The sequence below is a fragment of the Syntrophomonas wolfei subsp. wolfei str. Goettingen G311 genome, assembly GCF_000014725.1.
GTDB classification, from domain to species: domain Bacteria; phylum Bacillota; class Syntrophomonadia; order Syntrophomonadales; family Syntrophomonadaceae; genus Syntrophomonas; species Syntrophomonas wolfei.
Map to the genome: position 1 here is coordinate 1347123 of NC_008346.1, position 16323 is coordinate 1363445.

Consider the following 16323-nt stretch of genomic DNA (forward strand, 5'->3'; position numbering starts at 1 on the left):
GATCCGCTTCCCACCTCTCAAATGCTGGCCGGAACCTCATCTGGAAGTAAAGGTGTAACACTTATAGTCTCAAAAGTCTCGTGGCCCGGCTTAAATATTTTTACCTGGGCCATATTTTCTTTTCTGGCATCACTATACCTGGCTACTATGGCAGCGGCCAAATTGATTTCATCTGCCTGGGGAGCATCATCTCCCCGTAAAATCCCTAAAGGTCCGGGACGATCCAGAACTTTAAAAAGATAATCATCACCCCGGGCAATTTTTTGAATATTTTCGTTTTCGCTGTGATTCCTACCCACAGCCAATAATGTTCTATCACCCAGGTAAAAGTGGCGTCCCAGTTTCAGGATTTCCATTTCGCCTGCTTCTAGCTCCGGTTTGAGTTCCAACAATTTCTTCAGACGGCGGCTAAAACTGGCTTCTGTAAGCAGGCAACCACCAGCAGGTGTGGGATAATCATAGATGCCCAATTTTTCAGCCAGCTCAATCTGCCGGGTTCTACCACGCCCACTTATATCCATAAGTTGCTCACGGTCAACCCAGCCTTCTGTTTCAGGTATAGTCGCAGGTAGTAAACGAGCTGAAAGCGGCCTGAGCACCAGCCCTCGGAAGCCCGAGAGTTTGTCCACCGCATTTAGAGCCGAGCGGTTCTGACTCATCGGCCTTTGTCCTAAAACTTCACCACTGATTAAGAAACTCGCATCAAGCTTCTGCATAAATTCTCCGGCCTTTCTCAGCATGTAACCATGGCAATCAATACAGGGATTGAAATTTTTGCCATAGCCGTAAACCGGATTTTTTAATACCTCTTCTATGTATTCTTTTCCCGTATCCAGGACAAATAATTGAATACCCAGTTCTTTAGCGGCCATATGGGTGGCGCGGTTGGCTCCGAAAAAAGGGCTGGAAAAATTGACCCCGATGACGGTAACACCCTGTTTTTTTACCAGGGCGGCAGCCAATTGAGAATCCAAGCCACCAGAAAATAGACATACTGCTTTCACTAAACTCTTCCTTTCTTAAGCTTTATCATAAGCTATATCTTCAATAATGCCACAGAGTTTGGGTATATGTGCTGGTATCAATTTACCCCTTACTCCTCACTATTATGATATCCTCATCGCTAATAACTTTTATCCCATTTTGCTTTAAGAGAGCGGTACATACTCCATCACCGGAGCGCAAACAAGACTTGAAGCTGCCATCGTATATGCTTCCTGCTCCGCAGGAAGGACTGCGGCTTTTAAAGATAGCCGAATGCGCTCCGCTTGAATGAGCAAGCTCCAGCGTTTTCAAGGCCCCTTGCACAAAATTCCGGCTCAGATCATTACCATTCGCATCTATAACCCGGGCCTGCCCCCGGAGTACATCTTCACCGCTTCCACCTATTATTTCTGCCGGGCAACGGGGAGTTGACAGGCCTCCCAACTCCTCCGGGCAAACAGGAATCACTTGATTTTTTTTCCACAGCTCCAATAAATAGGGATTAAGATTATTACCTCCGTTATATTTGCAGTTTATTCCGCAAAGACATGCACTGACAAGCTTCATATAAATAATTCTCTCCTAAAAAGATTAATCTATGAGCTATGTTGAGGGCTCGCTTTTCCTAAAAACACTCCTCTTTTATCCGATGACTAACTCGCTCTAAGACTCCCGCCTCTACAGGCAGGAGTAAGAGCGACTAAGTCCCTGGATAAGTGCGGCTAAGCTTCAGATGGAGTTAAAACTCCACCTGAAGCAAGTCTTACTTTATGCAAGATGTTTACTTACTGTTAGCAAAGAAGACATTGCTTTCATATTATATGATACAAAACAAACATTGCGGGGTTAAGTAAATATGAAAGAATTTATAATGCAAGATGTAAAACTTCGACCTGAACAGGATGAAAAAGAATTAATAATAAGCGGCGACCTGGCTGCCCACCTGAGCATAGGAGAGGAGCAGAATATAAAGTTTCAGGTGGGTCGAAACTATAAGAATATGGTTTTAAAAATAAGTCATGCTGAAAAAAGCCGCAATACTATCACTATTAATACGAGCCTGGCACGAAAGATGCGTATTAGTCCCAACCGTAAGTATGCGGTTAACGCCCGGGGAAATATTATTCAGATTGGGCCGGTGGTGGGGATTATGGCGGAGACTTCCCGGGATGCCAGGAGGCCGTTTGGAGGCCAGACCTTCTTTATTAAGCAGCTTCTTCAAAGCGGTCGGGCTCTGGGACAAATATGTTTTGCCTTTAGTCCTTTCAGTATTGATTGGAAGAGTAAGAGTATTCACGGCTATAGCTGGGGGGATAAAGGCTGGATTCAAGGGCGTTTTCCTCTTCCTGATGTGGTTTACCCGCGAGAAAAAGCATATTCTCCGGTAAAGCTAAACATCCGGAGAAGATTGGAAAACATGGGAGCAAAATTTTTAAATCCCGCACTTATTGGCAAGTGGCAAACCTACCGGGTTATCACCCAGAATCCCAGTCTTGTACCATTTATGCCCGATACCCGCTTGGTCAACAGCTTCAGCCAGGTAGACAAAATGATAAAGAAATATACTGCGGTTTATTTAAAACCGGTGTCAGGTTCCCAGGGAAGAAACATTGTCCGGGTAGTAAAGAAAAAAACTGATTCTGTTTACCAGTATCAGTACCAATTGAGACTTTTGCATAACTCAAAAAAATCCGTATAGCAAAAGCAAATATTTGAGTAACACAGCGCCACCGCTTTACAGTAAATTACAGTTAGTCAATCTAGTTACATTCGTTAATAAATAATTTCAGTAATTGGGCATACTCCTCCCTTTAAAGGGATAGTTCTTAAAAAACTGATAAAATATTATGCTGCTGATGATCTAGTACTGCTGTCTTGGTTTATTGCTATTACAGCTGCAATCATAGTTATAGCGCAGAGATAAGCGTGGGTTTCAACCTTAGTTATTTTTCTAACGTTTAGCCCGTCTTCTAAACCCAAGTTTTCCTTAAAACGGCTGAAACAGCGTTCTGAGTAGGTTCTCAAATTATATTGCTTCTGCCAGTTAGCAGAGCCCCGGTGGGGACTTGAAAATAACCTGGGATCGTCTTTAACTTTAGTTTTTACCACCATTCCATAGTTGCTATCAGAACACCAGGCGGAGCCAAAAGGACAGTCGCATTTACCCATAATATGAGGACATCTAAACTTGTTTACTCCCTGATAGGAACCCCAGTACACCATCCGATACCTAGCAGAACAGATGGGAGTTCCATCCCAATCAAAACCTTCTGGAGGTTGTTTAGCACCCCGCTTATTCAGGGCAATGATAGCTTGGGCGTGGTATTTATCTCTGATTACAGAATATATTTCACGGTGGTCATAGCCAGCATCCATCAGGAAGTAAACTATTTTGGACTGAGTATTGGCACAACATTTCTCAACCAACTCCAAAGCTACACTGGAATCAGAACAATTGGCCGGCGTTACCTTCATTGCTATGGGAAGCCCGGACCTTACATCGGTGCCAATATGGAGCTTGTAGCCAAACCACTTGATAGGGTTGCCGTTGGTATCACTCTTAATACCCCAATCAGCGGCATTACCATCCTGGATGATATTCTTGCGGGGAACGGACTTTTCATAAGCTTCTACCTTGGTAGCGTCAATTGCTACTGAACTAAGATCAAGAAGGCCCATTTCCTCTGCTTGTTTAACCAGGGAAGTAAACAATGTTTCTAAACAACCGCTCTGAGCAAGTTTTGAATAAAACCGGCTAAAACATGATTTGCTAGGCGCGGTACCAAATGGTTCAAAACCGCAAACATACCGTAGATGAGGATCATAAGTAAGTCGTTCAACCAGTTGAGTAAAGGTACCCATGTTCTCTAGTCTCATAGCTATCAGGGCATTTAACATCGCATAGGCTGGGTATGGTTTTGGTCCAACTCTTATCTCGCCAGGTTTATCTAATTTGCAAAGAACTGGTTTTAGATCAAGGGTGTTAATTATTTTCTCAAGCCTTGATTTCGGTTGTATTTTTAATGCGTCTTCAAAGGAGAAAATACAGTTCTGTCGAATATTCATAAGTGACTTCGCCTCCTACGGGTTATTTGTTTTGTCACTTATTAATTCGGCAAAATGGGGGTGAAGTCCTTTTTCTGTACGACTCAAACCCCATTATTTTGGGTCTTAACTAATGTGCAAAAGTCTCAATTAAATGGTCGTCTGGTTAAGGGAAGCGCTTCTACTTTGGCCCAATTACGAAGTTGTTTGAAACCGGTAATGGGGAATCGTACTTATATAGCACAGAAACAGATAAATCTACTACAATCGGCGGGTAATATTATTGATGTTAGGATTCTGGTGCAAAAGGATCACAGCGGAATATGGGATGTTACTGGTATGGCTTGCCGCGTGGGCAGACCCGGTTCCATCACCAGCAATATATCAGCCGGGGGCAGCGGACAAAAATTAGAAACTACCTTGAGAGAAAAGTTCCCCGATAAGGAAAAACAGCAGGAAATTATCGAGAAGCTGCGTTTTGTAGCGGTGGAAGCTTGTCGTACCCTGGAAGGGAGTATAGGCTCCAGTGGGGAGATGGGAGTGGATATAGGTATTGATAAAGGAGGGCAGGTTTGGTTTATTGAAGCTAATTTAAGACCTGCCCGGCAGGTCTTTACTTTAATCGGGGAAAAGAAAACCCGCATGCTTTCAGTTATGAGACCAATGTTGTATTGTCGCTACTTGGCTGGTTTCTAATTTTTTGTGGCCCCGGCCATGGAGTTTATTAACCAATTATATTTAGAGGGGATTTATTATGAATACAGTCGGAATAATATATATTTCCAGAGATTTAATGAGAAAGTTATCCCTGCCGGCTCAAAGTGAGGTAAGAGTACGGGTTGGCAATCTGGTCATTAACAGTAAATTAGTGATTCAGGATCTTAAGAAAAAATCGTATATGCTCTCCCCATCTTTGGCTCGAGCCCTTTATATAAAAAAGAGAAAGCGCATGAAACTGCGTTATGATCAGCGGGAAAACATTATTCACCTGGGACCGACCATTGGCATACTTTCTACCTTTTTGCCCAACCGGGGAGAATATGACCCGTTGAGTATGCACGCCGAATTAATATTTCTCAGTAATATCAGCAAGACCTTGGCTGGCCAGACCTATGTCTTCACCCCGGGTTCCATAAACTGGTCTAATAACACCGCCCGGGGCTATGTTTACAAGCAATTAACTCCAGATAGGGGAGTATGGATAGCAAATGTCTATCCTCTACCTGATGTTGTATATGACCGTATACCAAGTCGTAGCAGTGAAGCTCGATCTTTGATTAGGAATACTAAAAATAGACTATGCCAACTACCTTATTTAAAATATTTTAATCCTTCTTTTTTAAATAAGTGGAAAGTGTATCAGCTCTTAATTAATGATCCCTCATTGCATCCCTATATGCCTGAAACCCGGGTACTGACAGCTGAGAATCTCAAGGATTTACTGGCCAAGTATAATATTATATTTCTGAAACCAGCAAACGGAAGCCTGGGAAAGGGAATAATAAAAATAAAGCGAGATGAAAAAGGCACCTTACATTACGTTACTTCAGGTAGAAGGAAAATTAGAAGTTCTGCCGATAGTGTAGCAGAATTAATGAAAAAGACCAGAGATTATCGGGGTAACAGGGCATATATAGCCCAGCAGGGGATATTACTGGCCAGTTATAAGGGTTCACCCTTTGATTTGCGCATTGTTTATCAAAAAAATGCTCTGGGAGTATGGCAAACCAGTAAAAGCTTTGTAAGAGTAGCTCCCCGTGGAAGCAGTGTATCCAACTTGGCCAGTGGTGGCAGAGTGGAAAAAACCAAACATGTTCTCAAATACCTTTATAAAAAAAGCACAGTGGTCGAAGAAAAGAACTTGCAAATAAAACGACTCTGCCAGCGGGTTGCTGAAACCCTGGAGAAAGCAAGCCAGGACAATTATGGGGAATTGGGACTGGACATTGGCTTAGATAAAAATGGTTCCCCCTGGCTTATAGAAGTCAATTCCAAGCCTCGCAAAACAACGGAGAGCGAAGTCTCACAGGTAATTGTAAAAAACACCTTTCGCCGACCCTTGGAATATAGCGCTTATCTAGCAGGCTTTTAGTTTTATTAAAAAGCTGTTGTAATTGCGACTTGTGTCCTTTTGACAAGAAGGGCTATTTATAAAGTTTTCTCGTAAAAAATATTATATTTTCCTGCTTGCTGCCCCATATGCGCCAATAGAAGAACTTGAGGGATATGGACTGTAGCCGCAATTGTTATATAATAAAGATAATTAGTTGCGAAAGGGAGTGGAAAGGCAAATGGAAACAAGAACTCGATCATCAAAAGCAGTTAAATTATTGCTGGTAATGGTGTTGGCGGTAGTTATTGGAGGTGCCTACCTGGTCTTTTGCAATTACTATGCTGGTAATGAAGGTAAAATCCAGGCACAAGCCACCACCAATCAGACAGTAAATACTGTGGTTCTAGGGCCAAGCAGTGTTGCTGATATGGTGGAAAAGGCCAGCCCAGCAGTAGTCAACATTGAAACCACTGTAGTAGGAAAAAGTTTTGGAGGCAATGAGTTTTTCAATGATCCATTCTTCCGGCAGTTTTTCGGCAATGATATAGTGATTCCCCGGCAGAATGAGCAGCATGGTATCGGAACCGGTTTCATTATCAATGAAGAAGGCTATGTGATAACCAACCAGCATGTAATAGACGGGGCCAGTAATATAACCGTGAACCTCAACGGGAATAAGAAATACCAAGCCAGAGTGGTAGGACAGGATTATGATTTGGATCTGGCGGTTTTAAAGATTGATGCCAAAGAGAAACTGGCCACCTTGAAGATGGGTGATTCCGATGTAATACGAGTGGGAGAATGGGTGGTGGCCATCGGTAATCCTTACGGATTGGATCATACCGTAACTGCCGGAGTGGTCAGTGCCAAAGGTCGCCCCATTCAGATTGAAAACCGGGTATACAAGAATTTGATTCAGACTGACGCTGCTATAAATCCAGGTAATAGTGGGGGACCCCTTTTAAGTACTAAAGGCGAAGTAATTGGGATAAACACGGCGGTTGATGCACAGGCACAGGGTATAGGTTTTGCCATTTCCATAAATACTGCCAAGGAAGTATTGGACGAGCTAATCAATAAGGGTAAGGTGATTAGGCCCTACATAGGAGTATGGCTACAACCGGTAGATGAAAAGCTGGCCGGCTATCTTGGAGTCAAGCAAGCTGAAGGTATGGTAGTGGCTAATGTAGTGGCGGGTGGTCCCGCAGCTCAAGCAGGTTTAAAAAAATATGATGTAATTCTCAAGGTAGATAAGAAAACTATCAATAATTATGATGAACTGCAGGAGATATTGAAAAGCAAACGGGTGGGCGATAAAGTCCAGCTGGAGATTATCAGGAATCAAAAACCTTTGCTGGTAACGGTTAATCTGGCCGAAAAACCAAGCAGCTAATAAACAGGATAATGGTATGCCGACATAGAATAATAAGACTATACAAGCCGGTTCGGGTGGGCTGAGATCCCACCTTCTTGTTTTATACAATGCAGCAACTATAGTGGTTAGCGGGGGACATATTTCGCCTCGTTATAGATTTCTAAAGTAGGGAGGCATTACAATGAAAGAAATTCGTCATATAGGAATTCTAACCGGTGGAGGCGATTGCCCAGGATTGAATGCAGTAATACGCGCTATTTCTAAAACAGCTATCAATTATGGGGTAGAAGTAATTGGTTTTATTGATGGTTTTAAGGGTTTGGTGGAAAACCGATATATACAACTGGACTTGCGTGCAGTATCGGGGATTAGTCATACGGGTGGTACTATTCTGGGCACCAGCAACCGGGACAACCCTTTTCAATTCTTTACTATCAGTGAGGGAACCCCCCAGCATAGTGACGAATCCGACCGGGCCGTTGCCAACATGGAACATTTGGGACTTGATGGATTGGTGGTAATAGGGGGTGATGGAAGCCTTAATATTGCTGACCGTTTTGCGGAAAAAGGGGTACCCATTGTTGGAGTACCTAAAACAATTGATAATGATTTATCGGCTACTGATGTTACCTTCGGTTTTAATACGGCGGTAAATACCGCTTCGGAAGCTTTGGATAGGCTCCATACCACGGCTGAATCACACCACCGGGTAATGGTTTTGGAAGTAATGGGACGCTATGCCGGATGGATAGCACTTCACGCAGGTATTTCCGGTGGGGCAGATGTTATATTAATTCCAGAGATACCCTATAATATGGATGCCGTAATAAGCAAAATAACACAGCGCTACCGCCAGGGTAAAAATTTTAGTATTATTGTAGTGGCTGAGGGAGCAATTCCCGAAGATGGAGAAATGGTTATTAGAAATCTGGTGGCTACCAGCCATGATCCCATAAGATTAGGAGGAATAGGCCAGAAAGTAGCCGAGGACATCGGTAATCGCTTACAAAATATCGAAGTTAGGGTAACAGTGCTGGGTCATTTACAGCGAGGAGGTTCTCCTATTCCCTACGACCGGATACTTTCCACTCGCTATGGTGTAGCGGCCGTGGACGCCTTCATGGCGGGACAATTTGGTACCATGGTAAGCCTGCGGGGGGACATGATAGCTGCCGTACCGATAAAGGAGGCTATAAAGGAAATACGGAGAGTAAAACCGGAGAGTGATTTGGTAAGGGCAGCCCGGGCTGTAGGTATAAGCTTTGGGGATAAGTATTAAAGAGTAGGTCATGAACGGGAGGAGTTAACTTGGGATGAACAAAATTGCCGTATTAGGTGCTGGAATAATGGGCGCAGGTATTGCCCAGATCCTCGCTCAGGGAGGATACAGCGTAATCATGCGGGACTTGCAGATGACTCTGGTTAAGGATGGACTTCAGACCATAGAAGAGAACCTGGAAAAAGAAATAGAAAAAGGTATTTTGCACAATGAAGAAAAAGAAATAATAATGCAGCGGATTCAAGGTTCTACTGATTTGGCAGATCTGCATGATGCTGACCTGGTGATTGAGGCTGTAGTAGAAAACATGGCCATAAAGAAACAAATTTTTGCTGAGCTGGATAACTTGTGTCCCTACCATACAATATTGGCTACCAACACCTCGTCTCTTTCCATAGCAGAGATTGCCTCCTCCACCCGCAGGCGGGATAGAATTGTGGGCCTGCATTTTTTTAATCCGGTTTATAAGGTTAAACTGGTGGAAGTAATAAAAGGTATCGATACCTCTCCTGAAACTTTGGAAACAGCTCGGGACTTTGTTCAGAATCTGGGGAAGTATCCGGTGGTTGTAAGCCGCGAAAGCCCCGGCTTCATTGTCAATCGTATTCTAATTCCCTATTTAAACGAAGCTATATGGGTATACGGGGAGGGATTGGCAGAAAAAGAGGATATTGACTTGGCTATGAAGTTAGGTGCGGGGATGCCGCGTGGTCCCCTGGAACTGGCAGATTCGATTGGTTTAGATCATCTATATGCCAGTATCCAAGTTTTTTATGAGGAATTCAGAGACCCCAAATACCGGCCTCACACTTTATTCTCTACCATGGTTAGAGCTGGTTACTGGGGTAAGAAAAGCGGACGGGGGTTTTATAATTATCGTGATTAAGGTACCGGCTTAAGCGAAATCAAGTTTTTTAAGGTGGTATTATATATAAGTAGAACTTATTTGGTAATTCAATAATACAAAAAGATAAACATAAAGATATTATATAGATATATAGAGGAGGAGTTTAATATGGCTTATAAGAGCAATAATGCTTTGGGTTTATTTTTTGGCTTTATTATGGGGGTGGTCGTATTTGGATTTTCCTTCTGGGGAATTGACTACTCTCTAGGTGCTGATGATAAAACACTAAAAATAATGCTGTATATACCGGCTTATCTTTTTTTGGCCATTTACCTGTTTTTGATCGTTGGGCTTATTAATATGGGCTATCGGATTGAAGAAGCTGGTTTAACTATCAAGTGGGGATTATACTCTGTTAGCATACCCTGGGCTGAAATCAATGAGGTTTTTCAAGTGGAGGGGAAGGGCAACATATTTTCATTGCTCGGAGCCAGTTGGCCTGGATACATGATAGGACTTTATTCAGTAAAGGGTTTGGGTCCGGTTAGAATGTTTGCTACCACTCCCCAAAAGGGTTTTATTTATTTAAAAACCGCTCGCGGATTTTATGGTTTAACCCCGGCTGATAATGAAATGATAAAGGCCATAGCAGTCAAAGCTAATAAAGAAGTGCAAATGGTAGACATGAATGAGATGCCGGAGGAAATCAAGGGAAAGAATATTCAAGAAGACCGCTTTTATAAAATATTGTTTAACCTTAACCTGATATTCCTTTTACTCTTTGCTGCCTACCTGGCCATTTTCTTCCCCGGATCTGGTGCGCCCCCATTTATAATTCTATTGTTAGTTCTGGCAGTAGCATTGTTCTTCTTTGGAATAGGTAATGCCGGGCGCTTGTACCAATTCAGTGAACAGGGAGGTTGTATATTACTCCTTTTAGCACTAGCGGTAACCGGAATATTCTTTATTCTCTCCCTGTCAGAGATTACTTTAAGGTGATGAAAAATAGCTATACAATAACGATAATTATGTAAACTAATAAGTCTTTAGAGAGGATTTTTATCATGCAATTAGGAATAATAGGAATGCCTTCAGTCGGTAAAACCACCGTATTTGAATTGCTTACGGAAAGCCGTGATAGAGTTCATAGCGTTGGGAAAACCAATGTGGCTATGGCCCGTATACCAGATGAAAGAATTGATTATTTATCCCAGCTATATAAGCCTAAAAAAACCAGTTATGCCCAGTTGGAAGTAGTGGATATACCTGGTTTAATCCCGGGCGCAGAAAAAGCCGCGGTGCTTTTTTTGGATAGTGTGCGCAAAGCTGATGCTTTGTTGCATGTTGTTCGCGTTTTTGAGGACAGTGAAGTTCCTTCCTTCAACAACGAAATCAATCCGGTAAAAGACATTGAAACTATAAATTATGAATTATTGCTGGCTGATTTGGATTTGATAGAAAAAAGGATGGAAAGGATAAATAATAATAAAAAGAAAAATCAGATGTTGAAAGAGCTTTCTTTATTGGAGCGGCTAAAAGAGGCGGTAGAGAATGAAGTACCGATTTCTTCACTGGAGTTTAATGATGAAGAAGAGGAAATTATGCAAAATTACCAATTTCTCACCACTAAACCCATGATGATCTGTCTCAATCTTGGGGAGGATCATTTAAACCACCCTGATTACCCGCTACGCCGTGAGGTATTGGATTTGGCTCAGCTTAAAAAATATCCTGTGGTTGAAATATCGGCCAGTATTGAGCGGGAAATTGCCGATTTGGATGGCGAAGAAAAGCAATTATTCATGGAGGAAATCGGTATAGAAGAGGCTGGTATAATAAAGATTTCTCGCAACATGTACTACCTCCTGGGCTTGATTTCCTTTTTTACGGTAGGAGAAGATGAAGTCAAGGCCTGGACTATCAATCAGGGGGATAAGGCTAAAAAAGCCGCGGGGAAAATCCATTCTGATATAGAACGAGGCTTTATAAGGGCTGAGGTAGTAGAGTACCAGGACTTGAAGGAACTGGGGAATATGCAGGCGGTAAAGGAAAAAGGGCTTTTCCGTTTGGAAGGTAAGGAATACATAGTTAAGGACGGGGATATAGTACATTTCCGTTTCAATATATAACGAGGTGAAATATATCCCCCGCGTCCATAATAGTGAGCGAAGCGAACATCAGTGGTGCCCGCAGGGTGCTTCTTTAAGAGGTCGGGTTCCAATTAACAAAACAGGTGGCGAGTTCTAATCCCCCACCTCGTTGCAGCGGTGTGTTGAAACTGCTCCGCAGTTTCTTCCGATGCTTTAAAAGAAGCAGGCTTAACAGGCAACAGAACCGTTTGCTTTCTTGCTTATATACTAGTCATTTAATCTGGCCGGGAGCCAGATTTTTTTGTGCTTAACATTATTTTATCGCTGCTTCGCACCTACCATTTTTATAAGTCATATTATGAAATAAAAAAACAAATAAAGGAGTCCCATAATGCGCAAAAATGGAAACTATATATGCACGGTAGGCGTATTAAGCGGCAACCAGAAGCCACACCGGGATTATCCCCAGGGCAAGAAAGCCCGAATAATGAAAGAAATGATATCCTATGCGGAAAATAGGCAGGTGCTGGTTTATTTTTTTTATACCCTGGATGTTAACTGGCGACAGCAAGTGATAAAAGGCCTTCGCTGTAAGGGAAACAAATGGGTAAGTGAATTATATTCTTTTCCAGATATAGTTTATAACCGAATCCCATCTCGAACTTTGGAAAATAGAAAAGAAGCACAATACTTATTGCGGAAGTTCAGCGAACATGAAGGTTTGTATTTATTTAATAGTCGCTACCTGGACAAATGGGAAGTCTACCAGACTTTGAGCAGTCACCCGCTTGGAGCCGAATTGGTTCCGGAAACCTGCTTGTTCAGTTTTTCCAATCTGGAAGAACTCTTGAACCGCTATTCTGAAGTATATCTTAAGCCCATCAATAGCAGCCGCGGCAAAGGTATTATCAAAATTAAGAGCAGTGGTAATAGTTATTTATATGTTCATGCGGAATACCCTAAAGCTAATTGGAACCGCATTAACTCATTTAAAGCTTTATGCGAAGCTATAAATGCCCTGGGAATTGGAAAAAACGATTACCTGGCACAGAAAGCGATAAACCTGGCCCGCTTCCAGGGCAGGATATATGATCTTCGTGCTCAGGTGCAAAAAAATGGCGAAGGTAAATGGATTATGACCGGTGTAGGGGTAAGGGTAGCCGGCAGGAACCGCATTGTTACTCATATTCCCAATGGAGGATTCCTGGCAGCTTATGATGAAGTAATGGCAGCCAGTTTTGGTGAATCAAAAGAATTCAGGGAACAGCTTGACCGGCAATTGAAAAGGATCGGACGGCTTCTACCAGAAATTCTGGAGCGAGGCCTATCAATAAATCTGGATATTTTATCAATAGACATTGGCGTTGATGCAGACGGTAGAATGTGGGTAATCGAAGCAAATTCCAAACCGGCTAGTTTTGACGAAAATGATATTAGATATAGACACCTCAAATACCTCATAGATTACTGTATTTATATAGCTCAGAAAAAGAAGTAGGGAATGGTAATTAATGAATCTTAGCATTATCTACCAGGAAAATGAAAGCGGAGAGGAATTTTGTCGCCGATTATTAAAGGAGTGGAATGAAGCTAGTTATGAATCTCTGGATATTAAGGGTGTAAAACATCTGGTCATAGATATAAAAGATCGAAATAGTAGGACCAGAAGGTTATTTAACTCCCCAACTGCTATCGGAAATTGTTTGGATCCGGATATCTTCTCTTCTATATTACTTTTAAATCGTATTCCTTGTGGAAGCTTGGAAGATGAAGAAAACAAGATTCGAAGCTATCATATTTTGGTCTCTGATCTAAAAATATTAGCCATCCAAATAAAAACACCGGGGCGAGGAAAAGAAAAAGTTAAGTATATTAAGGAAATCGAAAATAAAAAGGTAGCAGAATGGGCCAGACGGGTTATGCATCTCTTGGGACTTGATTTTGGACTGGTAAAGATAAATTTGAATGCTCGCAGAAAGCTCAAGGTGATGCAGGTAGATCCTTCGCCATATCTTCGCGAAAAAGACTTGGAAGCAGTGCTTAAAAGAATTAGAGAAATTTATCAACTGGAAGAACTTATGTTTAATACTGAGGTTAAACTCGGTGCTGACCCGGAATTTATGATGCTAAATAGCAAAACGGGTAAAATGCTTTCTGCTTCAGAGTTTTTCCCGCGTGATGGGGTTGTAGGCTGTGACAATATCCGTATCCCCAACCGGCAACAAAGGCCGGTGGCCGAACTGCGCCCTAAACCGGAATTTTCTCCGCTTGATTTAGTGGAAAATATCAAACAAGCCTTAAATACTGCCAGTCGAATGGCTCCCTACAGAAATGTAAAATGGCTGGCTGGCAGTCAGCCGGTTGGGGGCTATTCCATTGGTGGACACATTCATTTTAGTAATGTTAAGATAAACGCTGCTCTACTTCGTGCTCTGGATAATTATTTGGGATTGCTGGTTTTTTTTATTGAAGATCCTATTCCGGCGATCAAGCGTAGAAAAAAATACGGCTATTTGGGTGATTATCGTCTTAAAGATTATGGTGGTTTTGAATACCGTACGCCCGCTAGCTGGTTGGTCTCACGAGAAGTATCCGCAGCGGTCCTCTGCCTGGCCAAGATAGTTAGCAGCCGTTATCATTATCTAAACAAAAATTTCCTTAATTCGCCGGAAGCTCAGGCGGCTTTTTATGAAGGTAAGCATAGCTTTTTTCGTAAAAATTTTACGGAAATATGGAGTGATTTAAAGAAGACCGATCTCTTTCCCTTATATGCCCAGGAATTAGAGATATTCCGTGAAATGATTGAGAATGAAGTTCAATGGAATGAAAAAGCTGATTTCCGTAAAGCATGGAAGATATATGCTGGAGGCAAAACAGTTTCCCCAGCTAAAAAAGAAGGCAAATCAGCTCGTGCAAATCAGGGAGGCAGCATAACAACGAACAATTCAATAAGCGTAAGCAGTAATATTAATCGTCGCGCCCGCAGCCAGTACAATATTAGAACCACAAGCTCCGCTGTTACCCACAGCAGCCAGGCAACAGCGGAGCGTAGTGGAAGCACGCTAAGGACAGAGAGCCGAAGCCAGAGCACCGGAAGGATTATTTCCCCCCAACAGATCAGGAGATCCCGGGTGGTCAGATGATTCTATTTCATACCCAGGCTCCCTAAAAGGATATCGGCAGCTCTGAGCTGGTAGTTTAATCTCGTAGACAGACTATCACGACTGCAAGTTTCAAAAATAAAACTTTTTACTCCCAGGTATTGTCCCGCAGCCCGGCTTAAGCTGCCCCTGGTCGGGTAGCGCAGGAGACTGAACTTCCGGTAAGAAGTACTTATACCCGAGTTCATATTGTTTACAATTTTGCTAGCTACTTCTCGAGTGGAACTGGAAGGATAGTAAATCAGGCTCTGGCCCACTGAGCTACTGGAATTTAAACGGGAGTAATTGTATCCTTCATGCATGTCCATCAGCCAGTCAACATTATACTTTTTTAAAGTATAATAAATCTCGCGTGAAAGCCTGGTATCGGCAGCACCACTACTGCTGGTAGGAAAACAGCGGTTTAAATCCTTTTGTCCACTGACATAGCGAACACCCTGGTTAACTGCCCTGCTATTGGCTTCTGGCAAAACCAGCAAAGTACCGCGGGATATCTGGTAGTTCCTGACTATTCGAGCAGCCCGGTATCCAGCAGTTTCATTGCCGTGAACCCCACCAACTATCATAACTACTGGACCAGCCTTACCGCTGCGGATTATGTAAAGGTCAGTGGCATCGCGGGTCCCGACAGCCAGTTGCTTTTTTTCTAATGATGCTCCAGTTGGAGTCGCATCTGTGGGCAAAGGTTTTTTCGCCGGAGTAACTAAGCTATTTGTTTTAGTAGAATATGTATTAGTTAGCTGGGACCAATATGTATTCATACTCGGTAGGGAAAACGACGGAGATAAAACTGCGAGTTGCTTGCCGGGGGGAGGATTGGCAGTAAAAGCCTTTCCACTGTTGCTGTTTCCCCAGAATAGAAACAGAGTCAATACCGCCAGGGACAGAGAGACAGAATAAAATAACCGGTGATGTCTTACTTTCTTCAAGATTTATCATTCCTTTCCTAATAGATTTTTATATTGAAAAAAAGTAAGTATCACCAAAATTCCACAATAAATAACAAATATCCTGCAAAATTTTTGTGGTAAATTAAGGTAAGCAGCTTTAAGGGTACATATCAAGTTTTTGAATATCATGTTTGAGCTCAGTAATTTCGAGGTCTCCAGCATAATTATAAAATGTTTCCTTAACAGCATTGGTAATTAATTCTAATTCAGGATAGCTCGAACCAATAGCCGAAAAAGCGATGGTGGAACGCTGCCATAAATCCTGGTGCTCCACCTCGCTAATAGAGACATTGAAGCGTTTCCTAATCCGGTCAATTATGCTGTTAATAACCTTACGCTTTTCCTTAAGAGAAGAGGAATAGGGGAAGAATAGTTTGGCATAACCATAAGCAAGATACACAATAGAGACCTTCCTTTCCAAAATTATTGTGAATGCCCGCCTTCGCCGGGTGCAACTTTATAGTATCCGTTAGGATATATCAGGATTACCCGTTAATAGTGACATCCGTAGGATGGAGCAACAGGAGTACCCGACAGGG

Annotated in this window: 15 protein-coding genes; 10 read left to right on the forward strand and 5 right to left on the reverse strand. The window is 42.4% G+C overall.

Annotated elements, in window-relative coordinates; all coding sequences use genetic code 11:
- Positions 1-17 precede the first annotated feature (17 nt).
- Both SWOL_RS05955 and SWOL_RS05960 read right to left on the reverse strand, forming a co-directional pair.
- Positions 18-1004 carry a DUF814 domain-containing protein gene (locus SWOL_RS05955; RefSeq protein WP_011640576.1) on the reverse strand — a complete coding sequence of 329 codons (987 nt, stop codon included), beginning with the start codon at positions 1002-1004 and terminating at the stop codon, positions 18-20.
- An 82-nt stretch (positions 1005-1086) separates the two neighbouring features.
- Positions 1087-1551, reverse strand: a complete 465-nt coding sequence (locus SWOL_RS05960; protein ID WP_011640577.1) for a 2-thiouracil desulfurase family protein — start codon at positions 1549-1551, stop codon at positions 1087-1089.
- A 289-nt stretch (positions 1552-1840) separates the two neighbouring features.
- Between SWOL_RS05960 and SWOL_RS05965 the strand changes: the two genes are divergently transcribed.
- On the forward strand, positions 1841-2683 hold the full coding sequence (locus SWOL_RS05965; RefSeq protein ID WP_011640578.1) for a YheC/YheD family protein: 843 nt from the start codon (positions 1841-1843) through the stop codon (positions 2681-2683).
- Between the two features lie 146 nt (positions 2684-2829).
- Here the strand turns inward: SWOL_RS05965 and SWOL_RS05970 are convergent, their stop codons facing one another.
- Positions 2830-4050 carry a transposase gene (locus tag SWOL_RS05970; RefSeq protein WP_011639960.1) on the reverse strand — a complete coding sequence of 407 codons (1221 nt, stop codon included), beginning with the start codon at positions 4048-4050 and terminating at the stop codon, positions 2830-2832.
- A gap of 114 nt (positions 4051-4164) precedes the next feature.
- Between SWOL_RS05970 and SWOL_RS05975 the strand changes: the two genes are divergently transcribed.
- The 9 genes from SWOL_RS05975 to SWOL_RS06015 all read left to right on the forward strand — a co-directional run bounded on the left by SWOL_RS05975 (position 4165) and on the right by SWOL_RS06015 (position 14816).
- A complete protein-coding gene (locus SWOL_RS05975) occupies positions 4165-4725 on the forward strand; it encodes a YheC/YheD family protein (RefSeq protein ID WP_011640579.1) in 561 nt (186 codons plus the stop codon).
- Between the two features lie 58 nt (positions 4726-4783).
- Positions 4784-6121, forward strand: a complete 1338-nt coding sequence (locus SWOL_RS05980) for a YheC/YheD family endospore coat-associated protein (RefSeq protein ID WP_011640580.1) — start codon at positions 4784-4786, stop codon at positions 6119-6121.
- Between the two features lie 199 nt (positions 6122-6320).
- Positions 6321-7475 carry a S1C family serine protease gene (locus tag SWOL_RS05985; protein ID WP_011640581.1) on the forward strand — a complete coding sequence of 385 codons (1155 nt, stop codon included), beginning with the start codon at positions 6321-6323 and terminating at the stop codon, positions 7473-7475.
- 163 nt (positions 7476-7638) lie between these two features.
- Complete coding sequence (locus SWOL_RS05990; protein ID WP_011640582.1) at positions 7639-8736, forward strand: 6-phosphofructokinase; 1098 nt, start codon at positions 7639-7641, stop codon at positions 8734-8736.
- Between the two features lie 34 nt (positions 8737-8770).
- Positions 8771-9622 (forward strand): 3-hydroxyacyl-CoA dehydrogenase family protein, encoded by an 852-nt coding sequence (locus SWOL_RS05995; protein ID WP_011640583.1) that lies wholly within the window; start codon positions 8771-8773, stop codon positions 9620-9622.
- 129 nt (positions 9623-9751) lie between these two features.
- A complete protein-coding gene (locus SWOL_RS06000; RefSeq protein WP_011640584.1) occupies positions 9752-10582 on the forward strand; it encodes a PH domain-containing protein in 831 nt (276 codons plus the stop codon).
- A gap of 65 nt (positions 10583-10647) precedes the next feature.
- Positions 10648-11712, forward strand: coding sequence for a redox-regulated ATPase YchF (gene ychF, locus SWOL_RS06005; RefSeq protein WP_011640585.1), 1065 nt, complete (start codon positions 10648-10650; stop codon positions 11710-11712).
- A gap of 352 nt (positions 11713-12064) precedes the next feature.
- Positions 12065-13171 (forward strand): YheC/YheD family endospore coat-associated protein, encoded by a 1107-nt coding sequence (locus tag SWOL_RS06010; protein WP_011640586.1) that lies wholly within the window; start codon positions 12065-12067, stop codon positions 13169-13171.
- A 13-nt stretch (positions 13172-13184) separates the two neighbouring features.
- The gene (locus SWOL_RS06015; RefSeq protein WP_011640587.1) at positions 13185-14816 is read left to right on the forward strand and encodes a putative amidoligase domain-containing protein; all 1632 of its coding nucleotides are present in this window, start codon (positions 13185-13187) and stop codon (positions 14814-14816) included.
- A gap of 2 nt (positions 14817-14818) precedes the next feature.
- Here the strand turns inward: SWOL_RS06015 and SWOL_RS06020 are convergent, their stop codons facing one another.
- Both SWOL_RS06020 and SWOL_RS06030 read right to left on the reverse strand, forming a co-directional pair.
- Positions 14819-15517, reverse strand: a complete 699-nt coding sequence (locus SWOL_RS06020) for a M99 family carboxypeptidase catalytic domain-containing protein (RefSeq protein WP_041427430.1) — start codon at positions 15515-15517, stop codon at positions 14819-14821.
- A gap of 364 nt (positions 15518-15881) precedes the next feature.
- Positions 15882-16184, reverse strand: coding sequence for a DUF503 domain-containing protein (locus SWOL_RS06030; RefSeq protein WP_011640589.1), 303 nt, complete (start codon positions 16182-16184; stop codon positions 15882-15884).
- Positions 16185-16323: the final 139 nt, after the last annotated feature.